This window comes from Kitasatospora hibisci (assembly GCF_043950205.1).
GTDB classification, from domain to species: domain Bacteria; phylum Actinomycetota; class Actinomycetes; order Streptomycetales; family Streptomycetaceae; genus Kitasatospora; species Kitasatospora hibisci.
The window spans coordinates 6494328-6517785 of record NZ_CP171642.1; the positions used below are offsets into that span (position 1 = coordinate 6494328).

The window sequence follows — 23458 nt, forward strand, 5'->3', positions numbered from 1 at the left end:
CGGATCATCCGACCGCCGCCCTCAGCGTGTCCGGGGCCGGGCGGCTGAACACCGGAGCGCCGGGCTCGGTACCATGAAGATTCATCCCCTCCCGGTCGTGCGAGGCAGAGCCGGCCGTGCGAGGGGCCCGGCCCAGGTGCCCCGAGGAGTGTCCTTGCCCGACGAGGTTGTGCCCACGGCCGCAGCGGCCGCCCCCGACAACCGTTCCACGCCCTCGGGGGCCACCCCGGCACGCCCGGCGCCGACCTCCTCGCGTCCGGCGGCTCCCGCGAGCCGGCCGTCCTCCTCCGGCGGTATGCGCGCCCGGCTGGCCCGCCTCGGCGGCCAGCGCTCCAGCGTGCTCAATCCGGTGCTGGAGCCGCTGTTCCGCTCCATCCGGGCCAACGACCCCAAGGCCGACCCGGCCCTGCTGCGGGACATCGAGCGGGCGTACGCGGTGGCCGAGAAGTGGCACCGCGGCCAGAAGCGCAAGAGCGGCGACCCGTACATCACCCACCCGCTGGCGGTCGCGACCATCCTGGCCGAGCTGGGCATGGACGCGCCGACCCTGATGGCCGGGCTGCTGCACGACACCGTCGAGGACACCGACTACGGCCTGGAGACCCTGCGCCGGGACTTCGGCGACTCGGTGGCCCTCCTGGTGGACGGCGTCACCAAGCTGGACCGGGTCAAGTTCGGCGAGGCCGCGCAGGCCGAGACCGTCCGCAAGATGGTCGTCGCGATGGCCAAGGACCCGCGGGTCCTGGTGATCAAGCTGGCCGACCGCCTGCACAACATGCGCACCATGCGCTACCTGAAGCGGGAGAAGCAGGAGAAGAAGGCCCGCGAGACGCTGGAGATCTACGCTCCGCTGGCGCACCGGCTGGGCATGAACACCATCAAGTGGGAGCTGGAGGACCTCGCCTTCGCGATCCTCTACCCCAAGATGTACGACGAGATCGTCCGGCTGGTCGCCGAGCGCGCCCCGAAGCGGGACGAGTACCTGGCGACCGTCATCGACCAGGTCCAGGGCGACCTGCGCGGCGCCCGGATCACGGCCTCCGTCACCGGCCGGCCGAAGCACTACTACTCGGTCTACCAGAAGATGATCGTCCGGGGCCGGGACTTCGCCGAGATCTACGACCTGGTGGGCATCCGGGTCCTGGTCGACACCGTCCGCGACTGCTACGCGGCGCTGGGCACCATCCACGCGCGGTGGAACCCGGTGCCGGGGCGGTTCAAGGACTACATCGCGATGCCCAAGTTCAACATGTACCAGTCGCTGCACACCACGGTGATCGGTCCCGGGGGCAAGCCCGTCGAGCTGCAGATCCGCACCTTCGACATGCACCGCCGTGCCGAGTACGGCATCGCCGCGCACTGGAAGTACAAGCAGCGCGCCGTCGCCGGCGCCTCCAAGGTCCGCACCGACACCCCGACCCAGACCCGCAAGGACGACAAGGCCGGCGCCGTCAACGAGATGGCCTGGCTGCGGCAACTGCTGGACTGGCAGAAGGAGACCGAGGACCCGAGCGAGTTCTTGGAGTCGCTGCGCTTCGACCTCTCCAACAACGAGGTCTTCGTCTTCACCCCCAAGGGTGACGTCATAGCGCTGCCGGCCGGCGCCACCCCGGTGGACTTCGCCTTCGCCGTCCACACCGAGGTCGGCTACCGCTGCATAGGGGCCCGGGTCAACGGGCGGCTGGTGCCGCTGGAGTCGACCCTGGAGAACGGCGACAGCGTCGAGGTCTTCACCTCCAAGGCGGAGAACGCCGGCCCGTCCCGGGACTGGCTGGGCTTCGTCAAGTCGCCGCGCGCCCGCAACAAGATCCGCGCCTGGTTCTCCAAGGAGCGCCGCGAGGAGGCCATCGAGCACGGCAAGGAGGCCATCGCGCGGGCGATGCGCAAGCAGGGCCTGCCGATCCAGCGGATCCTCACCGGCGACTCGCTGGTCACCCTGGCCCACGAGATGCGCTACCCGGACATCTCCTCGCTGTACGCCGCGATCGGCGAGGGCCACGTCGCCGCGCAGAACATCGTGCAGAAGCTGGTCCAGGCGCTCGGCGGCGAGGAGGGCGCCACCGAGGACCTCGCCGAGACCGCAACGCCGACCCACGACACCCGCCGGGCGGTCCGCCGCCGGGCCAAGGGCGATCCCGGCGTCATCGTCAAGGGCGTCGAGGACGTCTGGGTCAAGCTGTCCCGCTGCTGCACCCCGGTGCCGGGCGACCCGATCGTCGGTTTCATCACCCGCGGCAACGGCGTGTCGGTGCACCGCGCCGACTGCGTCAATGTCGAGGCGCTCAGCCAGCAGCCCGAGCGGATGATCGACGTCGAGTGGGCGGCCACCCAGTCCTCGGTCTTCCTGGTGGCCATCCAGGTCGAGGCGCTGGACCGCTCCCGGCTGCTCTCGGACGTCACCCGGGTCCTCTCCGACCAGCACGTCAACATCCTGTCGGCGGCGGTGCAGACCTCGCGCGACCGGGTGGCGATGAGCCGGTTCACCTTCGAGATGGGCGACCCGAAGCACCTCGGCCACGTGCTCAAGGCGGTCCGCGGCGTCGAGGGCGTCTACGACGTCTACCGCGTCACCTCGGCCCGCAAGTAACGGCGACGGCGAAAGGGCCCCGGGGAGATCCCCGGGGCCCTTTCGCCGTTCTGGTGCGGTTTCCCGCTCAGGCTCGGCGGCGGATCAGCCGCTGAACTCGTCCTGGCTCTTGTGTGCCTGCTCCAGCAGGGTCTGCACGCCGGCCAGCTCGGACTCCAGCTTGGCCACCTTGCCGGCGTTGCCGGCCGCACGGGCCTTGTCCAGGTCGGCCTGGAGCTTGTCCGCCTTGGCCTGGAAGAGGCCGACCATGCCGGCGGCGCGGGCCTTCGCCTCCGGGTTCGAGCGCTTCCACTCGGCGTCCTCGGCCTCGCGGATCGCCCGCTCGACCGCGTTCAGCCGGCCGTCCAGCTTCGGACGGGCGTCCCGCGGCACGTGCCCGATCGCCTCCCAGCGCTCGTTCACGTCGCGCAGCGCGGCCTTGGCGGCCTTCAGGTCGGTGATCGGCAGGATCGCCTCGGCCTCGGCCGCCAGTGCCTCCTTCAGCTTCTGGTTCGCCACCTGCTCGGCGTCCCGCTCGCTGAACACCGCGGACCGGGCCTGGAAGAAGACGTCCTGGGCGCCGCGGAACCGCGCCCACAGCTCGTCCTCGACGTCCCGCTGCGCGCGGCCCGCGGCCTTCCAGCGGGCCATGAGGTCGCGGTAGCGGGCCGCGGTGTCGCCCCACTCCGTGGAGGAGGAGAGCGCCTCCGCCTCGGAGACCAGGCGCTCCTTGGTCTGGCGGGCCTGCTCGCGCTCGGCGTCCAGGGTCGCGAAGTGCGCCTTGCGGTGCTTGGAGAAGACCGAGCGGGCGTGCGAGAAGCGGTGCCACAGCTCGTCGTCGCTCTTGCGGTCCAGCCGCGGCAGGCCCTTCCAGGTGTCCACCAGGGCGCGCAGCCGGTCGCCGGCCTCCCGCCACTGGGTCGACTCGGCGAGCTGCTCGGCCTCGGTGACCAGCGCCTCCTTGGCGGCCCGGGTCTCGTTCTGGGCCTTGGCACGAGCCGCCTTGCGCTCCTCGCGCCGGCTCTCGATCTCACCGGCGAGCGTGTCCAGCCGCTTGGCCAGTGCGTCCAGGTCGCCGACCGCGTGCCCCTCGGTGACCTGCGCGCGCAGGTGCTCCAGCGCGGTCAGGGCGTCCTTGGCGGCCAGGTCGGTGGTGCGCACCCGCTTCTCCAGCAGGCCGATCTCCACCTCGATGCCCTGGTACTTGCGCTCGAAGTAGGCGAGGGCCTCCTCGGGCGAGCCGGCCTGCCAGGAACCCACGACGCGTTCGCCGTCGGCCGTCCTGACGTAGACCGTGCCCTGTTCGTCGACACGGCCCCACGGGTCGCTGCTCATAGCGCGTCCTCCACATGACGTCGCGCCCGCGCCGGGGCGGCACGCGTCCGTCGTCCACAGTTGATGTGCGGCGGACCGATGAGTCCGCCGTCCCCGTCCGCCGTACTGGTGCTTGCCGAGGGTGACGGCTTGGCGGATCCGGGCACCCTATACAACGCCAACATAGGCGACCAGGCCCGGTGCTGTCCGCATCCGGGCCGGGCGATTTCGCTCCGGGGCCGGGCCGGGCCCGCTCGCGCGGCGGCCCGACCCGGCCCCGGCTCGGATCAACTCTTCGCGGTGGTCACCGAGTTGAAGGTGACGTCGGCCATCGGGTGGCCGTCCGTACCGCCTTCCAGGGTGCCCGCGGCGGCGATCTTCTGAACCACGTCCAGACCGCCGGTGATCTTCCCGAACGGGGTGTAGTTCGGGGGGAGCTGGGTGTCCTTGTAGACCAGGAAGAACTGGCTTCCGTTGGTGCCCGGACCGGCGTTGGCCATCGCCACGGTGCCGGCCGGGTAGGTGGCGCCGGTGAGGTTCTCGTCCGCGAACTTGTAGCCCGGGCCGCCGGTGCCGCCGGGGGCGGTCGCACTGGCGGTCGGGTCACCGCACTGCAGCACGTAGATGCCGCCCGTGGTCAGCCGGTGGCACTTGGTGTGGTCGAAGTAGTTCTCGCCGGCGAGGAAGGCGAAGGAGTTCACCGTGTGCGGAGCCTTGGCGGCGTCCAGCGACAGCGTCACCTTGCCGCAGTTGGTCTCCAGGGTCGCCGTGTAGGCGGCCGAGGTGTCGACGCTCATGGCCGGCTCGGCCTGCCACTGCTTGCCGTTGGGCGAGCCCGGCGCCGGGTCGCCGCAGCCCTCGACCGGCTTGCGGGTCGGGGCGGTCGGCTCGGCCGTCGGCTCGGCGGACGGCTGGGTGGGCGCGGCCTGCGCGCTCGACGAGGAGTCCTTCTTGTCGTCGGAGGCGAAGGCGCCGGTGCCGACCAGGACGCCGCCGCCGGCCAGCACCACGACGGCGAGCGACGCGCCGAGGATCGTGTTGCGCCGCTTGCGGGCGATCGCGGCCTCGGCCCGGCGCTGCGCCTGGCGCTCGTACTTCTCGCGGGCGAGCTGCCGCCGCCGCTGTTCGCTGCTGACCACCGGCCGTGTCTCCTGAGGATGTACTGGAAATGTGTGCGGATGCTGGAGCGGATCATCGCATCCATCGGCGGTCAAGTGTAGGTACCGCCGCCGTAAGAACGCGGTGAACCTGTCAGGGCGAAGTCGGCCCGTGCCCCCTATCTGGTTCGCAACCGGACCCGGACCGCCGGTAGGCTGCCCTTACATCACGTCTCGTAGCCGCATCTCGTAGCCGTCAGTGCCGACCGAACCACGAAGGACGCGCGTGTTCATCGCCGGATTCCCCGCTGGAGCCTGGGGCACCAACTGCTACCTGGTCGCGCCGGGGCCGGGCGAGGAGTGCGTGATCGTCGACCCCGGCCACCAGGCCGCCCGCGGCGTCGAGGAACTGGTCCGCGAGCACCGGCTGAAGCCCGTCGCCGTCGTGCTCACCCACGGCCACATCGACCACGTCGCCTCGGTCGTGCCGGTCTGCGGCGCCACGGGGATCCCGGCCTGGATCCACCCCGAGGACCGCTACATGATGGCGGACCCGGAGAAGGCGCTCGGCCGCTCGCTCGGCACCCAGCTGATGGGCGAACTGACCGTCGGCGAACCCGACGACGTGCGCGAGCTCACCGACGGCAGCGTGCTGGAGCTGGCCGGCCTCCGGCTCACCGTCGACCACGCGCCCGGCCATACCAAGGGGTCGGTGACGTTCCGGACGCCCGGTGCCGAGGACCTTCCCCCGGTGCTCTTCTCGGGCGACCTGCTCTTCGCCGGCTCCATCGGGCGCACGGACCTCCCGGGCGGCGACAGCGAGGCGATCATGAACTCGCTGGCCCGGGTGTGCCTGCCCCTCGACGACGCGACCGTGGTCCTCTCCGGCCACGGCGGACAGACCACCATCGGCCGTGAGCGCGCCACCAACCCCTACCTCCGGCAGGCGGCGGGAGCGCTCGGCGCTCCGGCCGTCCCGCGACGAGGAATGTGACGGAAGAGAAGTTGAGCACCTTCACCGCCCCCAAGGGCACCTACGACCTGCTGCCCCCCAGCTCCGCGACCTTCCTGGCGATCCGCGAGCGCATCGCCGCGCCCGCCCGCAGGGCCGGCTACGGCTACATCGAGACCCCGGTCTTCGAGGACGTGAAGCTGTTCTCCCGCGGTGTCGGCGAGTCCACCGACATCGTCACCAAGGAGATGTTCTCGCTCACCCAGCGGGGCAAGGAGGAGCTCGCGCTGCGCCCCGAGGGCACCGCCTCGGTGCTGCGCGCCGCCCTCCAGGCCAACCTGCACAAGCTGGGCAACCTGCCGGTCAAGCTCTGGTACTCGGGCTCCTACTACCGCTACGAGCGTCCGCAGGCCGGCCGCTACCGCCAGTTCTCCCAGGTCGGCGCCGAGGCGATCGGCGCCGAGGACCCGGCGCTGGACGCCGAGCTGATCATCCTGGCCGACGACGCCTTCCGCTCGCTGGGCCTGAGCGATTACACGCTGCTCCTCAACAGCCTCGGTGACAAGCAGTGCCGCCCGGTCTACCGCGCCGCGCTGATCGAGTTCCTCGCCGGCCTGGACCTGGACGAGGACACCCGCCGCCGCGCCGAGATCAACCCGCTGCGCGTCCTCGACGACAAGCGCGATTCGGTGCAGGCCCAGCTCACCGGCGCCCCGATGCTGCGCGACTTCCTGTGCGAGGCGTGCAAGGAGTACGACGAGAAGGTCCGCGAGCTGCTCACCGCCAACGGCGTGGCCTTCACCGACGACCCGAAGCTCGTCCGCGGCCTCGACTACTACACCCGCACCACCTTCGAGTTCGTGCACAACGGCCTCGGCGCGCAGTCCGCGATCGGCGGCGGCGGCCGCTACGACGGCCTCTCCGAGATGATCGGCGGCCCGGCGCTGCCGTCCGTCGGCTGGGCCCTCGGCGTGGACCGCACCTACCTGGCGCTGGAGGCCGAGGGCGTCGTCCTGGACCTGCCGGCCGCCACCTCCGTGTTCGCCGTCGCGCTCGGCGAGGAGGCCAAGAACGTCCTGTTCGCCAAGGTCGTCGAGCTGCGCCGGGCCGGCGTCGCCACCGACCTCACGTTCGGCGTCAAGACCATCAAGAACGCCATGAAGTCCGCGGACCGGTCCGGCGCCCGCTTCGCCCTGATCGCCGGGGACCGGGACCTCGCCGACGGCGTCGTCCAGCTCAAGGACATGACCACCGGCGAGCAGAACCCCGTCGCCCTCGACGCACTCGTCACCACCCTGAAGGAGAAGCAGCTGTGATCCGCACGCACGACGCGGGCACGCTCCGCCCGGAGCACGCAGGCACCACCGTCACCCTGGCCGGCTGGGTCGCCCGCCGCCGCGACCACGGCGGCGTCGCCTTCATCGACCTGCGCGACGCCTCCGGCACCGTGCAGATCGTGGTCCGCGACCTGGACTCGGTGCACGGCCTGCGCGCCGAGTACTGCGTCAAGGTCGTCGGTGACGTCCGCGTGCGCCCCGAGGGCAACGAGAACCCGGAGATCCCGACCGGCGCCGTCGAGGTCGTGGTCAGCGAGATCGAGGTGCTCTCCGAGGCCGCCCCGCTGCCGTTCCCGGTCGCCGAGTACGAGCCCGGCACGGTCAACGAGGAGGTCCGCCTCCGCTACCGCTACCTGGACCTGCGCCGCGAGGGCCCGGCCAAGGGCCTGCGCCTGCGCTCCAAGGTCAACAACATCATCCGCCGGGTGATGGAGGAGAACGACTACCTCGACATCGAGACGCCGTACCTCACCCGCTCCACCCCCGAGGGTGCCCGCGACTTCCTCGTCCCGGTCCGCCTGCAGCCCGGCCACTGGTACGCGCTGCCGCAGTCGCCCCAGCTGTTCAAGCAGCTGCTGATGGTGGCCGGCATGGAGCGCTACTACCAGATCGCCCGCTGCTTCCGCGACGAGGACTTCCGCGCCGACCGCCAGCCGGAGTTCACCCAGCTGGACATCGAGGCCTCCTTCGTCGACCAGGAGGACGTCCTGGCCCTCGGCGAGAAGATCATCGGTGCCGTCTGGCGCGACGTGCACGGCTACGAGATCCCCAGCCCGCTGCCGCGGATGAGCTACGCGGACGCCATGGGCCGCTACGGCTCCGACAAGCCGGACGTCCGCTTCGGTCAGGAACTCACCGACCTCACCGAGTACTTCAAGGGCACCTCGTTCCGCGTCTTCCAGGCCCCGTACGTCGGCGCCGTCGTGATGCCGGGCGGCGCCTCGCAGCCGCGCAAGCAGCTCGACGCCTGGCAGGACTGGGCCAAGGCCCGCGGCGCCAAGGGCCTCGCCTACGTCCTCATCGACGCCGAGACCGGCGAGCTGCGCGGCCCGGTCGCCAAGAACCTCTCCGAGGAGCACCTGGCCGGCCTCGCCGCCGCCGCGGGCGCCAAGAACGGCGACGCGATCTTCTTCGCGGCCGGCAAGGAGCGCCCCTCGCAGGAGCTGCTCGGCGCCGCCCGTCTGGAGATCGGCCGCCGCTGCGAGCTGATCGACGAGTCCCAGTGGGCCTTCCTCTGGGTCGTCGACTTCCCGATGTTCGAGCCGATCGAGGACGACAAGGGCGAGTTCCAGGGCTGGCACGCGGTGCACCACCCCTTCACCGCCCCGACCGCCGAGTCGCTCGCCACCTTCGACACCGACCCCGGCAGCGCGCTCTCCAACGCGTACGACCTGGTGCTCAACGGCTCGGAGCTGGGCGGCGGTTCGATCCGTATCCACCAGCGGGACGTGCAGAAGCGGGCGTTCGACGCGATCGGCCTCTCCGAGGAGGAGGCCGCCTCGCAGTTCGGCTTCCTGCTGGACGCCTTCAACTACGGCCCGCCGCCGCACGGTGGCGTCGCCTTCGGCCTGGACCGGATCGTCACCCTGCTCGGCGGATACGACACCATCCGGGACGTCATCGCCTTCCCGAAGACGTCCACCGGCGGCGACCCGCTGACCGGCGCCCCCACCCCGATCACCCCGGCGCAGCGACGTGAGGCCGGCGTCGACGCCCAGCCGAAGGTCCGCGAGGACGCGAAGCCCGAGGGTCAGCCCAAGGGCTGATCTCCCATCGGCTAGCCTTTCACGGCCCCGGACGGCCCACCGCCGTCCGGGGCCCGTCCACAACGGTGTGTGACAGAGGAGAGGGTTCCCCATGAAGGTGACCACCAGAGTCGAGTCTCCACAGGACGCCCCCGCCACCAGACGGGTCCACATGGCGGCCTTCCCCGGCCCCGACGAGGCCGACCTGGTGGACGCGCTGCGCCGCGACCCGGCCTGGCTGCCGGGCCTGTCGGTGGTCGCCGTGGACGAGTCCGGCCTGGTGGTCGGCCACGCGCTGCTCACCAGGCTGCGGATCGGCGACGGCGAGGGCCTCGCGCTCGCTCCGGTGGCGGTCGCCCCCGAGTGGCAGCGCAAGGGCGTCGGCGAGCTCGTCGTCCGGGCCGCGCTGTCCGCGGCCGAGGACGCGGGGGAGAAGCTCGTCGTGGTCCTCGGCGACCCGGGGTACTACGGCCGGTTCGGTTTCCTCCCGGCCCAGCGGCACGAGATCACCGGACCGTTCGAGGTGCCGGACGCGTACTTCCAGAGCCTGGCCCTGCCGGGCTACGACGGCGCCCCCCGCGGGGTCTGCCGCTACCCGGAGCCCTTCGAGGCCGTCTGAGACCCCGCGGGGACGCCCGGGTCCTCGCGACGGCCGACCCGCTCCGAACCCGCTCCGAACCCGTCCCGGGCCAGTTCCGAGCCTGCCCCGGCCCCACCGCTCGATCCACCCTAGACCGCCCGGACCGGTGGGAGGGCCCGGGCCGCGGGGGCGCTCTCCCGGGCCGTGACCTCCGGCTCGGCCCGGCCGGCGATCGTCGCCCGGCAGCTGCGCACGAACGCGGCCATGGCCGGCGTCAACTCCCGTCCCTTCAGCCAGTACAGCCCGACCTGGCTCGGGCTCAGCCCCCGCACCGGCCGGTACGCCACGTCCTCCCGCGGCGCCAGCCGGCTCATCGTCTCCGGGGCGAAGCCGATGCCCTGGCCGCACACCACCGCGGTCAGCCACTCGTCGGCGTTGTGCGCCACCGCGCCGATCCGCACCGGCCGCCCGCCCCGCTCGCGGACCGCCAACCAGTAGTCCCGCCAGTGCCCGGCCTCGTGCGGTATCGCCACGAACGGCTCGTCGAGAACGTCCGCGAAGTCGATCACCGACCGCCGGGCCAGCCGGTGCCCCGCGGGCAGCGCCGCGCAGCGCGGCTCCTCGCCCAGCACCGCGACGTTGTACTGCTCGGACAGCGACGGCGGGGCGTGCCAGAGCGTCAGGTCGATCTCGCCGGTGGCCAGGCCCGAGGTCGGGTCGAACCAGTTGTTCTGCCGCAGCTCCACCTGCCAGCCGGGCATCCGCCGGGTGAAGTCCGCCACGGTGCGGCGGCTCATCACGTTGATGATGCCGCCCTCGAATCCCACCCGCAGCGTCGAGACCTGCTCGGCCGCCGCCGCCCTGGTGGCCCGCAGCGCGTCCTCCCAGCCGGTCAGCAGCGCCCCGGTGTGCTCGGCCAGCGCCCGCCCGGCCGGAGTGGGCGACATGCCCTTGCGCGAGCGTTCGAACAGCTCCACCCCGAGCAGCGCCTCCAGCTGCCGGATCTGCTTGGTCAGGGTCGGCTGGGAGACGAACAGCCGCGCGGCGGCGGCCGTCAGCTGCCCCTCCTCGCAGACCGCGGCGAAGCTGCGCAGCAGCCGGGTGTCGACATCCATGCCCCAAGGTTATGGAACGGGATATTGGACCGGCCCGGCAGGTCTGGGCCAAGGTTGATCACTCGGCCTGCGGGCCGGTCCACGGGGGAGCCCGGCAGCGGCGGTTCAGGGGGCCGCCGCTGCCGCGCCGGACGTCCGCTGCCCGCGCGGGCCCGGTGCGGCGCCTACGGTGAGGGTTCGTCAGTTCCCCGCCGAACGGAGGCACCCGGTGGCAGCCAAGGAGAGCCGTGAGCGCGGCCGTCAGCACAGGCGCGAGCCCGACGGTGCGTCGGATCGGCTGGCGCGGAAGCCGTACGAGCGCGAGCTGCTGCGGCTCCAGCGCGAGCTCGTGGAGCTCCAGGAGTGGGTGCGTGCCGAGGGCGCCCGGCTGGTGGTCGTCTTCGAGGGGCGCGACGCGGCCGGCAAGGGCGGGGCGATCAAGCGGGTGACGGAGTTTCTGAACCCGCGCATCGCCCGGGTCGTCGCGCTCCCCAAGCCCACCGAACGCCAGCGCACCCAGTGGTACTTCCAGCGGTACGTGGAGCAGTTGCCGGCCGCCGGGGAGATCGTGCTGTTCGACCGCAGCTGGTACAACCGGGCCGGGGTCGAGAAGGTGATGGGCTTCTGCACCGACGAGGAGCACCGGCAGTTCCTGGACCAGTGCCCGACGTTCGAGCGGATGCTGATCGAGTCGGGCATCCTGCTGCGCAAGTACTGGTTCTCGGTCAGCGACACCGAGCAGCAGCGGCGGTTCCGTGACCGGTTGGAGGACCCGATGCGCCGGTGGAAGCTCTCGCCGATGGACCTGGAGTCGATCACCCGTTGGGAGGACTACTCGCGCGCCAAGGACGAGATGTTCGCCCGCACCGACACGCCGGAGTCGCCCTGGTACGTGGTGGAGAGCGACGACAAGCGGCGGGCCCGGATCAACATGATCGCCCACCTGCTGTCCGGCCTGCCGCACCGTGAGGTGGACCCGCCACGGATCGAGCTGCCGGAGCGCCCGCCCTCCCGGGGCTACCGGCGCCCGCCGCGGGAGGCGCAGACGTACGTGCCGGACCATGCGGCGCGGTTGGGCTGACGGCGAGTCGGAGGAGGGGCGCCGCCGGCGCCGGCGGCCCGGCTGCGGCTCCTCCGAACGGCTCCGTGGCGTTGCCGCGGCCGGTGCCAGGCCGTCGGATGGACGTGGCCCCGAAGGCAGCGGCGCCGCGGCGCCCGGACGACGTCAGGAGACCCGCCCCATGTACGTGCGCACCGGCTACTTCACAGGCGACCCCGGCCGCATCGACCGGACACTGGGGGCGCTGGACACCGAGTCCGTCGGGCTGCTCTCCGCCCAGCCCGGCTACCGCGGGTACGGGCTGTTCGCCAACCGTGAGCTCGGCGTGATCATGATGGGCTCCTGGTGGGACAGTGCGCAGCACGAGCGGGACAGCGCCGAGCGGCTGCGGCAGCGCCGCGACGAACTGCTGGCGCAGTTCGCGGGCTCTGCGGCCATCGAGGTGCTGGAGGCCGCGGCCGTCTCCCCGCCGGCCCCGGTCGCCCCGGGGGGCGGCTTCCGGCTGGTCCGGTTCGACTTCGACCCCGAGCGCGGTGACGAGCTGGTCGAGGGCTTCCGCGCCGGTGCGCTGCCCGCCCTGCAGCAGATGGACGGCTTCGTCAGCGCCGCCCTGCTGCTCAACCGGGCGGTGGCGCGGGGCTCGGTGGGTGCGGTCTTCGCCGACCGGGCGGCGCTCGCGGCCTCCCGGGCGCCGCAGGCCGCGGCCCGGGCGAAGGTGACCGCCGCGACCGGGGCGATCGTCCGGTCGCTGGAGGAGTTCGAGGTGGTCCGGCTGGAGCGCTCGTAGCCGCCGTCCGGCGAGCGCGGCAGGACCGGGCCCCCGTCGGACCGCGCGGGGGCTGTCGGCGCCCTCGCATAGGCTTCCGGTGTGGACGAACCGGACCTCTTCACCGCCGCCGCCGAGGAACGCCAGGCCAGGGAGCCCGGCCGGGCCCCACTCGCCGTGCGGATGCGCCCGCGGACCCTCGACGAGGTGGCCGGGCAGCGGCAGCTGCTGAAGCCGGGATCCCCGCTGCGCCGCCTGGTCGGCGGCTCTCGGGGCCCTGCGGCGACCAGTTCGGTGATCCTCTGGGGCCCGCCCGGCACCGGGAAGACCACGCTGGCCCACGTGATCAGCCAGGCGGTCGAGGGCCGGTTCGTCGAGCTGTCGGCCATCACCGCGGGCGTCAAGGAGGTCCGCGCGGTGATCGACGGGGCCCGCCGCGCGGTCGGCATGAGCGGCAAGGAGACGGTGCTCTTCCTGGACGAGATCCATCGCTTCTCCAAGGCCCAGCAGGACTCGCTGCTGCCCGCCGTGGAGAACCGCTGGGTCACCCTGATCGCCGCGACCACCGAGAACCCGTACTTCTCGGTGATCTCCCCGCTGCTGTCGCGCTCCCTGCTGCTCACCCTGGAGTCGCTGACCGACGAGGACGTCCGCGCGCTGCTGCGCCGTGCGGTGGCCGACGAACGCGGTCTGGAGGGCGCGCTGGAGCTGTCCGTGGACGCCGAGGACCACCTGGTCCGGCTGGCCGGCGGGGACGCCCGGCGGGCGCTCACCACGCTGGAGGCGGCGGCCGGAGCGGCGCTGGAGAAGGGCGAGGAGAGCATCACGCTGGCCACCACCGAGACGGCGGTGAACCACGCGGCGGTGCGCTACGACAAGGACGGGGACCAGCACTACGACGTCGCCAGCGCGTTGATCAAGTCGATCCGGGGCAGCGACGTGGACGCCACGCTGCACTACCTGGCCCGGATGATCGAGGCGGGGGAGGACCCGCGGTTCATCGCGCGCCGGCTGATGATCTCGGCCAGTGAGGACGTCGGCCTGGCCGATCCGACCGCGCTGCCCACGGCGGTGGCGGCGGCCCAGGCGGTGGCGCTGATCGGCTTCCCGGAGGCGCGGATCATCCTCTCCCAGGCGGCGATCGCGCTGGCCCTCGCACCCAAGTCCAACGCCGCCTACCTGGCGATCGACGCGGCGCTGGCGGACGTCCGGCAGGGTCTGGCGGGCGCGGTCCCGCCGCACCTGCGGGACGCGCACTACGGCGGCGCGGGCAAGCTGGGGCACGGGCAGGGCTACCAGTACCCGCACGACCTGCCGGAGGGCATCGCGGCGCAGCAGTACGCGCCGGACGCGGTGCACGGCAAGGAGTACTACCGGCCGACCCGGCGCGGCGGGGAGGCCCGTTACGCGGACGTCGTCGAGTGGACCAGGGGCCGGCTGAAGGGGGAGTGACCGCCCGGGCCGGTGCAAGGCGGGCGGTCCGAGCGGGCGAGCAGGAGCAGGTACACTGGCGGGAAGTGCCGTGTCCCGGGACGGCGGCAGGGGTGACCCTGACCGACCGGCCGCACCAGCGGGGCACCGGCGTCGGCCCCCTCGGGGGCCCAGGAGCGTCGCGCACCGGTTCGGTGTCGCGTGCAGCCCACCAGCCCAGGCTCGGTGGGCCACTCGTGTGCAAGCACTCATGTGCCCGGCTCCGGAGAGCGGCTGACCGCATCGCGCAGGCGACGTGGTTTTCTCCGGGTCGCGACGAGCGACCTCCGTCAACACCTGGTGAAGCCGTATTCGTAAGCAAGGAAGGTTTGGTTCATGGCGAACCAGAAGCGTCCCAAGGTCAAGATCGCGCGTGCGCTCGGCGTGCCGCTGACCCCGAAGTCCGTCAAGTACTTCGAGGCCCGCCCGTACCCGCCCGGCCAGCACGGCCGTGGCCGCAAGCAGAACTCGGACTACAAGGTCCGTCTGCTGGAGAAGCAGCGTCTTCGCGCCCAGTACGACCTGAGCGAGAAGCAGCTGTCGCGTGCGTTCGACCGCGCGAAGAAGGCCGAGGGCAAGACCGGTGAGGCGCTCGTCGCCGAGCTGGAGACCCGTCTGGACTCGCTGGTGCTGCGTTCGGGCATCGCCCGCACCATCTACCAGGCCCGCCAGATGGTCGTCCACGGCCACATCGAGGTCAACGGTGGCAAGGTCAACAAGCCGTCGTTCCAGATGAAGCCGGGCTACGTCGTGACCGTTCGCGACCGCAGCAAGGAGAAGGTCCCGTTCCAGGTCGCCCGTGAGGGTGGCTACGCGGGCGAGGGCCAGACCCCGAAGTACCTTGAGGTCAACCTGAAGGCCCTGGCCTTCCGCCTGGACCGCGCGCCGCAGCGCAAGGAGGTCCCGGTGATCTGCGACGAGCAGCTCGTCGTCGAGTACTACTCGCGCTGACCCGCGAGCGGTACGCCTGCCGTACCCAGTGAGCCCCGTCGCCTTCCCGGCGACGGGGCTCACGCCTTTCCGGCCGCGGACGGGGGTCCGCCCCGCTCGTGGTCAGAGCTCCCCGCCGGTCATCGCGGCGGCGAGCCGCAGGTGGGGGCGGGCCTCCTCGGCGCGGCCCTGGCGCTCGAGCGTCCGCCCCAGCATCAGGCGGGCGTAGTCCTCCGCCGGGTCGGCGTCCAGGATCCGGCGCAACTCGGCCTCGGCCCGGGAGAGCTGGGCCGAGTGGTAGTAGCTGCGCGCCAGGAGCATCCGGACCGAGAGGTTGGCAGGCTCCTCGGCGAGGACGCCCTCCAGCATGCGGGCCGCGTCGGCGAAGGCCTTGGACTCGAAGTGGAACTTCGCGAGGCGGTACTCGTCGGCGGTGGTGTGGACGGCCACGGCTGCTCCTTCCGGATCGGCCCGGCGCCGAGGGGGAGGGGTGGCGCCGGGTGGTGCTGCCCGCTCCAGCAACGGACAAGATTCAACTATTCCCGACCGGGGCCGGCTGCGGCGCCGGCGGGGCGGCCCGGGGCCCGGGCAGCGGCCCCGGCCCGTCCGGACGGCCGTCGCCGCCCAGCGCGCGGTGCACGGCCGCATCCAGGTCGAGCCGGGTGCCGAGGGCGAAGCAGTCGGCGAACTCCTGCTCGGTCAGCCCGATCCGGGCCCGCTCCTCGCAGTCCCGGTGCGGCCCGTTGAAGGTGCGCGAGCCGAAGAACGGCTTGCCCACCGCCTGCCAGATCCGGTGCGCCGCGCCCTGCAGGACCCGGGCCTCACGCAGGTCGCCCGGCGTGCCCGGTCCGGTCGGCTCGGTCTCCAGCAGGGCGAGCAGGTCGATCGCCAGCACGATGCCGAGCAGGTCGTGGAAGAGGTGGTTCAGCCGCACGCTCTCCCGGGCCTGCGCCCGCGCCAGCCGGACCTCGCCGTTCATCCAGTGCGAGTACGCCAGTGCGTAGAGCCCGTACGCGTACGCCCACTGCTCGCCGTGTTCCTCGCAGAGCTCGCGGACCCGGGCCAGCCAGAGCTCGCCGCTCTCCCGGTCGCCCTGGAAGAGGTAGGCGATGCCCAGCTCGAACATGGCCATCAGGACGTTGCTGTTGAGCTCGCCGATGGTCCGGTAGTGCCAGAGCGCCTCCTCGAACAGTTCGGCGGCCCGGACCGGCTCGTCACCGATCAGCGCCGCACAGCCCTGTCGGTGGACGGCGTAGGCGAGGGCCCGGTCGTCCCCGGTGTCCAGCGCCTGACGGCGGCACTCCTCCAGTGCCGGGCGGGCGGCCGGCAGGTCGCCCTGGAGGGTGGCCATGTACCCGGTGACCCAGAGCGCCTTGGCCCGCGCCTCGGTCGGCTCGGGGGCGAGCGCCAGCGCGCGGTCGAGCCAGTGCCGGCCCTCCCCGAGGTGGCCGCAGCCGACCCAGTAGAACCAGAGCGTGCCGGCCAGCAGCAGGGCCAGCTGCTCCTCGCCCGGTTCGGCGAGGCAGAACTCCAGCGCCGCCCGGAGGTTGGCGTGGGCCAGACCGGTGCGCTCGGCGGTCTCCGCCTGCCGGGGCCCGAACCACTCGACCTCGCCCCAGGTGGCCACCCCGAGGTACCAGTCCCGGTGGCGGCGCAGCAGCTGCCGCTCCTCGCCGGCGGCGCGCAGCCAGTGCAGGCCGTACTCGCGCAGCGTGTCGAGCAGCCGGAAGCGGACGCCGAAGGGGCTCTCCTCGCGCAGCACGACGGACTTGCCGACGAGTTCGGACACCAGGTCGAGCAGGTCGTCCGGCTCCAGGCCCCCGCCGGCGCAGACGTACTCGGCGGCCTCCAGGTCGAAGACGCCTGCGAAGACCGAGAGGCGCGCCCAGAGTAAACGTTCCTGCACCGTGCAGAGCTCGTGACTCCAGCCGATCGTCGTTCGAAGCGTCTGGTGGCGCGGCAGCGCCGTTCTGCTGCCACCGGTGAGAAGCCGGAACCGGTCGTCCAGCCGGGCGGTGATCTGCTCCACCGAGAGCGCGCGCAGCCGCCCGGCCGCCAGTTCCACCGCCAGCGGGATGCCGTCGAGCCGGCGGCAGAGCTGGGCGATCCCCCCTGCGTTCGCAGGGGTGACCTCGAAGCCCGGCACCGCCGCGCGCGCCCGGTCGGCGAACAGCCGCACCGCGTCCGGCAGCGGGCCCGGCAGCACCGGGCCGACCGGCAGCGGTGCCAGGGTGTACAGGTGCTCGCCCGCCGCCCGCAGCTCCGCCCGGCTGGTGGCCAGCACCCGCAGGCCCGGCAGCGCCCGCAGCAGCGCCTCGGTCAGCTCCGCGCAGGCCGGCACCAGGTGCTCGCAACCGTCCAGCACGATCAGCAGCCGCTGCCCGGCCAACTGCTCGGTGAGCACGTCCAGTGGCGGCCGGGCGGTGCCGTCGGTCAGTCGCAGTGCCTCCAGCACGGCGTGCCCGAGCAGCAGCGGGTCCTGCACCGCGGAGAGCTCGACCAGCCGGGTGCCGTCCGGGAAGGCGCCCGCCGCGCGGGCCGCGGCGCGCAGCGCCAGCCGGCTCTTGCCGACCCCGCCCGGGCCGGTCACCGTCACCAGCCGGGCCGCGGCGAGCAGCCCGGCCAGCTCGGTCAGCTCCCGGTGCCGCCCGACGAAGCTGGTCACCTCCGCCGGGAGGCCGGCCGGCGCCGGCCCCTGTGCCGACGCCCTTCTCGGATCCGCTGTCGAGTCGCCGGCCAAGCGCTGCTCCCCGGGTCAGGGCCCGGACCCCGCTGGTCCGGGCGCGCGGCGGACCGCATCGGCGGCGGTCCGCCCGGTGGAACGAGGTGACCGAGCGGTGGGTTACGCGCGCCGATCGCACATCCGACCGGACGGGCCGCGCGGACCGGGGAAGGACCGGGGCGGACCCGGGCGGCGCGGGCGGCACAACCCGGTCCGGAAACCGGTCATGGTCGCGATAGGGTTCCTTCCGGAGAACAGCAAGGCGAGGGAGCGCACAAGGTGTCCGTGGGAGAGCTGGCCGGCTTGCTCGTAGCCGTCTTCTGGGCGGTCCTGGTCACCCTGCTCGCCGTGGTGCTGGTCCGCCTCTCGCGGGTGCTCAAGGAGGCCACCGTCCTGGTCTCCGCCGTCACCGAGCAGGCCGTGCCGCTGCTGACCGAGGCGGGCGCCGCGGTGCGCAGCGCGAACCAGCAGCTGGAGCGGGTGGACGAGATCACCGCCAACGTCCAGGACGCGGCTGCCAACGCCAACGCGCTCTCCTCCACCGTCGCGGCCACCCTGGGCGGGCCGCTGGTCAAGGTCGCGGCCTTCAGCTACGGCGTCCGCAAGGCGGTCGCCAAGCAGAACGGCACCCTGACGCTGCCCTCCCAGCCGGGCGAGCGCGAGGAGCTGGCCCGGCTGATCCGGGCCGAGGTGCGTGCGGCGACCGCGCCCAGGAGCGGTCTGCTCGCCCGGGTCCGGCGCGCGGTGAGGGGCTGACGGCATGGTTCGACGCATCTTCTGGATGGCGGTCGGCGCCGGCGCCACCGTCTGGGCCATGAACAAGGCCAACGAGGCCGTCCACCGGCTCACCCCGGACAGCCTCTCCGGCACCGCCGCGCGCGGTGCGCTGCACCTGGGCGACCTCGCCAAGCAGTTCGCCCAGGACGTGAAGGCCGGCATGGCCGAGCGCGAGGACCAGCTGCGCGAGGACCTCGGACTGGACGGCACCGCCGTCGTCGAGCCCCGCCGCCGGCGGGTGCTGCGCGGCGAGCCGCAGTACCGAGCTATCTCGGCGGCGCCCGGTAGCCCGGCCGCCGCCCTGCCTCCGTCCAGCAGTGCCCGCGCATCGTCGAACGGTGCCCGCCCCACCCCAGCCATCGAAAAGACGCCCCGCCGCGCGCTGCCGCAGCAGGGCGGTACCCCGAACCGGAAGGACCACTAATGGAGTCGGCAGAGATCCGCCGCCGCTGGCTGCGCTTCTTCGAGGAGCGCGGCCACACCGTCGTTCCGTCGGCGTCCCTGGTCGCCGACGACCCCACCCTGCTGCTCGTCAACGCCGGCATGGTGCCCTTCAAGCCGTACTTCCTGGGCGAGGTCAAGCCGCAGTTCTCGCGCGCCACCAGCGTCCAGAAGTGCGTGCGCACCCTGGACATCGAGGAGGTCGGGAAGACCACCCGGCACGGCTCCTTCTTCCAGATGTGCGGCAACTTCTCCTTCGGCGACTACTTCAAGGAAGGCGCCATCAAGTTCGCCTGGGAGCTGCTCACCACTCCCGTCGCGGACGGCGGCTACGGCCTGGAGCCGGAGAAGCTCTGGATCACCGTCTACAAGGACGACGACGAGGCCGAGCAGATCTGGCGGGACGTCATCGGCGTGCCCGCCGAGCGCATCCAGCGCCTCGGTATGAAGGACAACTTCTGGTCGATGGGCGTCCCCGGCCCGTGCGGCCCGTGCTCGGAGATCAACTACGACCGCGGCCCCGCGTACGGCGAGGAGGGCGGCCCGGCCGTCAACGGCGAGCGCTACCTGGAGATCTGGAACCTGGTCTTCATGCAGTACGAGCGCGGCCACGGCGACGGCAAGGACGGGTTCGAGATCCTCGGCGACCTGCCGAGCAAGAACATCGACACCGGCCTCGGCCTGGAGCGCCTCGCCGCCATCCTGCAGGGCGTCGACAACCTCTTCGAGATCGACACCAGTCGGATGATCCTCGACCGCGCCGCCGAGCTGACCGGCCACACCTACGGCGCCGACCACAAGTCGGACGTCTCGCTGCGCGTGGTCACCGACCACATCCGCACCGCCCTGATGCTGGTCGGCGACGGCGTCACCCCCGGCAACGAGGGCCGCGGCTACGTGCTGCGCCGCATCCTGCGCCGCGCGATCCGCAACATGCGCCTGCTGGGCGCCACCGAGCCGGTGGCCAAGGAGCTCATCGACATCGCCGTCAAGGCGATGGCCCCGCAGTACCCCGAGCTGGAGACCGACCGCAAGCGCATCGAGACGGTCGTCGTCGGCGAGGAGAACACCTTCCTGCAGACGCTGAAGGCCGGCACCAATCTGCTGGACACCGCGGTCACCGAGACCAAGCAGGCCGGCGGCGCGGTGCTCTCGGGCGAGCAGGCGTTCAAGCTGCACGACACCTACGGCTTCCCGATCGACCTCACCCTGGAGATGGCCGAGGAGCAGGGCCTCCAGGTGGACGAGGCCGGCTTCCGCCGCCTGATGCAGGAGCAGCGCGACCGCGCCAAGGCGGACGCGAAGGCCAAGAAGATGGGCCACGCCGACGTCGCCGCGTACCGCGAGGTCGCCGACAAGTCCGGCGCCAGCGTCTTCACCGGCTACTCCCTCACCGAGGGCGAGGCCACCGTGGTCGGCCTGCTGGTGGACGGCGTCCCGGCGCCGGCCGCCTCCGAGGGCGACGAGGTCGAGATCATCCTCGACCGCACCCCGTTCTACGCCGAGGGCGGCGGCCAGCTCGCCGACCACGGCCGGATCCGGCTGGAGTCCGGCGCGGTCGTCGAGATCCGCGACGTGCAGCAGCCCGTCCCGGGTGTCATCGTGCACTCCGGCGGCGTGCTCTTCGGTGAGGTCGTGCTCGGCGCTTCGGCGTACGCCACGATCGACACCGACCGCCGGCGGGCGATCGCCCGCGCGCACTCGGCCACCCACCTGACCCACCAGGCGCTGCGCGACGCGCTCGGCCCGACGGCCGCCCAGGCCGGCTCCGAGAACGCCCCCGGCCGCTTCCGCTTCGACTTCGGCTCGCCCGCCGCGGTGCCGGGCACCGTGCTGGTCGACGTCGAGCAGAAGATCAACGATGTGCTGGGCCGCGAACTCGACGTCACCGCCGAGGTCATGACGATGGATCAGGCTCGCAAGGCCGGCGCCATCGCGATGTTCGGCGAGAAGTACGGCGACGAGGTGCGGGTCGTCACCATCGGCGACTTCTCCAAGGAGCTCTGCGGTGGCACCCACGTCGGCAACACCGCCCAGCTGGGCCTGGTGAAGCTGCTCGGCGAGTCCTCGATCGGCTCCGGCGTGCGCCGCGTCGAAGCGCTGGTCGGCGTCGACGCGTACAAGTTCCTGGCCCGCGAGCACACCGTGGTCTCCCAGCTCACCGAGCTGGTCAAGGGCCGCCCGGAGGAGCTGCCGGAGAAGATCTCGGGCATGCTCGCCAAGCTCAAGGACGCCGAGAAGGAGATCGAGCGCTTCCGCGCCGAGAAGGTGCTGGCCGCTGCGGCGGGCCTGGCCGACTCGGCCGAGGACGTCCACGGCATCGCCGTGGTCGCCGCCCAGGTCGCCGACGGCACCGGCGCGGACGAGCTGCGCAAGCTGGTCCTGGACGTGCGCGGCCGCCTCGGCTCGCGCGCGGCCGTGGTCGCCGCCTTCACCGTGGCCAACGACCGCCCGCTGACCGTGATCGCCACCACCGAGGACGCCCGCGGCCGTGGCATCAAGGCCGGCGAGCTGGTCCGGGTCGCCGCCAAGACCCTCGGCGGCGGAGGTGGCGGCAAGGACGACGTCGCCCAGGGCGGCGGCTCCAACCCGGCCGCGGTCGGTGAGGCCATCGCCGCGGTGCGCGGCCTGGTCGCGGAGCGCGCCTCCTGATGGACGAGCCCCAGGTCGAGGAGCGGCCCTTCCGGCGTGGGCGCCGGATCGCCGTCGACGTCGGTGACGCCCGGATCGGGGTCGCGTCCTGCGACCCCGACGGGGTGCTCGCCACGCCGGTGGAGACCGTCCCCGCCGGGGTGAAGTCCCAGGCCAGGATCGGCGCGATCGTCGACGAGTACGGCGCGATCGAGGTGATCGTCGGCCTGCCGCGCTCGCTCAGCGGCAAGGAGGGGCCGGCGGCGGAGAAGGTCCGCGCCTACGCGGCCCGGCTCGCCAACCGGGTCTACCCGGTGCCGGTGCGGCTGGTGGACGAGCGGATGTCCACCGTCACCGCGACCCACGGCCTGCGGGCCTCCGGGGTCAAGGCGAAGAAGGGCCGCTCGGTGGTCGACCAGGCCGCCGCGGTGGTGATCCTCCAGTCGGCACTTGAAGCCGAACGGGTGAGCGGACGGCCCCCCGGTGAGAGCGTCGAGGCGGCCGGCTGACCGGCCTGCTCTAACGTCCCGGTGAGGGGCCCGTGCGGACGCGTCCGCACGGGCCCCTCGCTTTCCGCTTCCGGGACCGCCGAGGGGGCGCAGTGACCGACCAGGACTTCACGCCCGGACTGACCCCCGGCCACCTCGGTGCGCCGGTGCTGGAACCGGAGGGCAGGCCTCCGGGCGTGCCCCGTCCGCACCACGACCCGCCGGATCCGCACCGACGGCGCAACAGCCTGGCCTGCGGTCTGACCGCGCTGGCCCTGATCGCCGTCTTCGGAGGGATCGGCCTGGCCGGGTACAGCTGGCTGGACGGCCAGCGCAGGCCCCCGGCGGCCGCCGACTACGCGGGGCCCGGAAACGGGGAGGTGCAGGTCTCGGTGCCCGAGGGCGCGGGCCTCACCCAGATCGCCTCGGCGCTGGTGCGCAACGGCGTGGTGGCCAGTTCGCTGGCGTTCACCCGGGCGGCCAAGGGCAGCGCGGCCGCAGCCGGGCGCATCCAGCCAGGCACCTACACGCTCAAGCGGCGGATGTCGGCCGCGGCGGCGCTGGCGATCCTGGTCGACCCGGCCAACGCCAACGGCCTGACCATCCCCGAGGGGTGGCGCGGCAGCCAGATCTTCGCCGCGATCGACAAGAAGCTGAACCTTCCCGAGGGCACCGCGCAGCGCACCGCGCAGGAGCAGGCCGCGGAGCTGGGTCTGCCGGAGTTCGCCAAGGGCAGCGCGGAGGGGTACCTCTTCCCCGCGACGTACAGCGTCACCGACGGCACCACGGCGGTGGACCTGCTGAAGCAGATGGTGGAACGGGCGGGCAAGGAGTTCGCCCGGGACGACGCGGACGTGGTCGCGCAGAACCTCGGCCAGAACCTCTACGGGCTGGTGACCATCGCGAGCATGGTCCAGGGCGAGGCCGACAACACCGAGGACATGGCCAAGGTGGCCCGGGTCATCTACAACCGGCTGGCGAAGAACATGCCGCTGCAACTGGACTCCACCATCAACTACGCGCTCGGGCGCTCGACCCTGAACACCACGGTGACCGACACCAGGCTGGACTCCCCCTACAACACCTACCTGCACGCGGGGCTGCCGCCCACGCCGATCTCCAACCCGGGGCGCCAGGCGATCATGGCGGCCGTGGACCCGGCGCAGGGGGACTGGCTCTACTTCGTCACCGTGAAGCCGGGGGACACCCGCTTCACCGACAGCTTCGAGGTGCAGCAGCGCAACGTGGCGGAGTTCAACGCCAACCGGTCGGCATCGGCGCAGCCGAGCGCTTCGGCCGGGGCGTCGGCCGGGACGCCGTCGGGGTCGGGCGGGCACTGACGGCCGTCGGCTCGGCCCGGCGGCGGGTCTGCGGTACGGTAACGTCTCCCTCCAGGCGTGGCAGTAGCACGCCGGTTCGAGAAACAACCGGGACGCCGTCCCGGGACGGCCGGTCCGATCCTCCGGCCGTCTCCGTCGGTGTAAGGGG

General features: G+C 72.6%; 19 protein-coding genes. 14 read left to right on the forward strand and 5 right to left on the reverse strand.

Going from position 1 to position 23458, the window contains the following annotated elements; all coding sequences use genetic code 11:
* Positions 1 to 73: 73 nt before the first annotated feature.
* On the forward strand, positions 74 to 2587 hold the full coding sequence (locus ACF9IK_RS28535) for a RelA/SpoT family protein (protein WP_380234135.1): 2514 nt from the start codon (positions 74 to 76) through the stop codon (positions 2585 to 2587).
* A gap of 84 nt (positions 2588 to 2671) precedes the next feature.
* On the opposite strand, the gene ACF9IK_RS28540 is transcribed toward ACF9IK_RS28535, so the two are convergent.
* Together ACF9IK_RS28540 and ACF9IK_RS28545 are read right to left on the reverse strand one after the other, a co-directional pair.
* On the reverse strand, positions 2672 to 3901 hold the full coding sequence (locus tag ACF9IK_RS28540) for a DUF349 domain-containing protein (RefSeq protein ID WP_395296946.1): 1230 nt from the start codon (positions 3899 to 3901) through the stop codon (positions 2672 to 2674).
* A gap of 266 nt (positions 3902 to 4167) precedes the next feature.
* Entirely contained in the window at positions 4168 to 5019 is an 852-nt protein-coding gene (locus tag ACF9IK_RS28545) for a peptidylprolyl isomerase (RefSeq protein WP_395296947.1), read from the reverse strand.
* A 244-nt stretch (positions 5020 to 5263) separates the two neighbouring features.
* On the opposite strand from ACF9IK_RS28545, the gene ACF9IK_RS28550 reads away from it, so the two are divergent.
* The 4 genes from ACF9IK_RS28550 to ACF9IK_RS28565 all read left to right on the forward strand — a co-directional run bounded on the left by ACF9IK_RS28550 (position 5264) and on the right by ACF9IK_RS28565 (position 9630).
* Positions 5264 to 5971 (forward strand): MBL fold metallo-hydrolase, encoded by a 708-nt coding sequence (locus tag ACF9IK_RS28550; protein ID WP_395296948.1) that lies wholly within the window; start codon positions 5264 to 5266, stop codon positions 5969 to 5971.
* Between the two features lie 11 nt (positions 5972 to 5982).
* Positions 5983 to 7245 (forward strand): histidine--tRNA ligase, encoded by a 1263-nt coding sequence (hisS, locus tag ACF9IK_RS28555; protein ID WP_395296949.1) that lies wholly within the window; start codon positions 5983 to 5985, stop codon positions 7243 to 7245.
* Positions 7242 to 9032: an aspartate--tRNA ligase gene (aspS, locus tag ACF9IK_RS28560; RefSeq protein ID WP_395296950.1), complete on the forward strand. Its 1791-nt coding sequence runs from the start codon at positions 7242 to 7244 to the stop codon at positions 9030 to 9032. The genes hisS and aspS overlap by 4 nt, the downstream gene beginning before the upstream one ends.
* Before the next feature lie 91 nt (positions 9033 to 9123).
* Positions 9124 to 9630: a GNAT family N-acetyltransferase gene (locus ACF9IK_RS28565; RefSeq protein WP_395296951.1), complete on the forward strand. Its 507-nt coding sequence runs from the start codon at positions 9124 to 9126 to the stop codon at positions 9628 to 9630.
* A 110-nt stretch (positions 9631 to 9740) separates the two neighbouring features.
* Here ACF9IK_RS28565 and ACF9IK_RS28570 read toward each other — a convergent pair whose 3' ends face one another.
* Complete coding sequence (locus ACF9IK_RS28570) at positions 9741 to 10706, reverse strand: LysR family transcriptional regulator (RefSeq protein ID WP_395296952.1); 966 nt, start codon at positions 10704 to 10706, stop codon at positions 9741 to 9743.
* A gap of 277 nt (positions 10707 to 10983) precedes the next feature.
* On the opposite strand from ACF9IK_RS28570, the gene ppk2 reads away from it, so the two are divergent.
* From ppk2 to rpsD, 4 genes are all read left to right on the forward strand, one after another.
* Positions 10984 to 11766 carry a polyphosphate kinase 2 gene (gene ppk2, locus ACF9IK_RS28575; RefSeq protein WP_395298710.1) on the forward strand — a complete coding sequence of 261 codons (783 nt, stop codon included), beginning with the start codon at positions 10984 to 10986 and terminating at the stop codon, positions 11764 to 11766.
* 160 nt (positions 11767 to 11926) lie between these two features.
* Positions 11927 to 12532: a hypothetical protein gene (locus tag ACF9IK_RS28580; protein WP_395296953.1), complete on the forward strand. Its 606-nt coding sequence runs from the start codon at positions 11927 to 11929 to the stop codon at positions 12530 to 12532.
* 81 nt (positions 12533 to 12613) lie between these two features.
* A complete protein-coding gene (locus ACF9IK_RS28585) occupies positions 12614 to 13963 on the forward strand; it encodes a replication-associated recombination protein A (RefSeq protein ID WP_395296954.1) in 1350 nt (449 codons plus the stop codon).
* A gap of 354 nt (positions 13964 to 14317) precedes the next feature.
* Positions 14318 to 14932 carry a 30S ribosomal protein S4 gene (gene rpsD, locus ACF9IK_RS28590; protein WP_395296955.1) on the forward strand — a complete coding sequence of 205 codons (615 nt, stop codon included), beginning with the start codon at positions 14318 to 14320 and terminating at the stop codon, positions 14930 to 14932.
* 102 nt (positions 14933 to 15034) lie between these two features.
* On the opposite strand, the gene ACF9IK_RS28595 is transcribed toward rpsD, so the two are convergent.
* Positions 15035 to 15361, reverse strand: coding sequence for a tetratricopeptide repeat protein (locus ACF9IK_RS28595; RefSeq protein ID WP_395296956.1), 327 nt, complete (start codon positions 15359 to 15361; stop codon positions 15035 to 15037).
* 82 nt (positions 15362 to 15443) lie between these two features.
* Positions 15444 to 17576, reverse strand: coding sequence for an ATP-binding protein (locus ACF9IK_RS28600; RefSeq protein ID WP_395296957.1), 2133 nt, complete (start codon positions 17574 to 17576; stop codon positions 15444 to 15446).
* Positions 17577 to 17912: 336 nt separating this feature from the next.
* On the opposite strand from ACF9IK_RS28600, the gene ACF9IK_RS28605 reads away from it, so the two are divergent.
* The 5 genes from ACF9IK_RS28605 (at position 17913) to mltG (ending at position 23310) form a co-directional block, all read left to right on the forward strand.
* Positions 17913 to 18389 (forward strand): DUF948 domain-containing protein, encoded by a 477-nt coding sequence (locus ACF9IK_RS28605; RefSeq protein WP_395296958.1) that lies wholly within the window; start codon positions 17913 to 17915, stop codon positions 18387 to 18389.
* A 4-nt stretch (positions 18390 to 18393) separates the two neighbouring features.
* Positions 18394 to 18834, forward strand: coding sequence for a DUF6167 family protein (locus tag ACF9IK_RS28610; protein ID WP_238861621.1), 441 nt, complete (start codon positions 18394 to 18396; stop codon positions 18832 to 18834).
* Positions 18834 to 21503 (forward strand): alanine--tRNA ligase, encoded by a 2670-nt coding sequence (gene alaS / locus ACF9IK_RS28615; protein ID WP_395296959.1) that lies wholly within the window; start codon positions 18834 to 18836, stop codon positions 21501 to 21503. Before ACF9IK_RS28610 ends, alaS begins: the two co-directional genes overlap by 1 nt.
* Positions 21503 to 21991: a Holliday junction resolvase RuvX gene (ruvX, locus tag ACF9IK_RS28620; RefSeq protein WP_395296960.1), complete on the forward strand. Its 489-nt coding sequence runs from the start codon at positions 21503 to 21505 to the stop codon at positions 21989 to 21991. The genes alaS and ruvX overlap by 1 nt, the downstream gene beginning before the upstream one ends.
* Before the next feature lie 92 nt (positions 21992 to 22083).
* Entirely contained in the window at positions 22084 to 23310 is a 1227-nt protein-coding gene (gene mltG / locus ACF9IK_RS28625; RefSeq protein WP_395296961.1) for an endolytic transglycosylase MltG, read from the forward strand.
* The last annotated feature ends 148 nt before the right edge of the window (positions 23311 to 23458 follow it).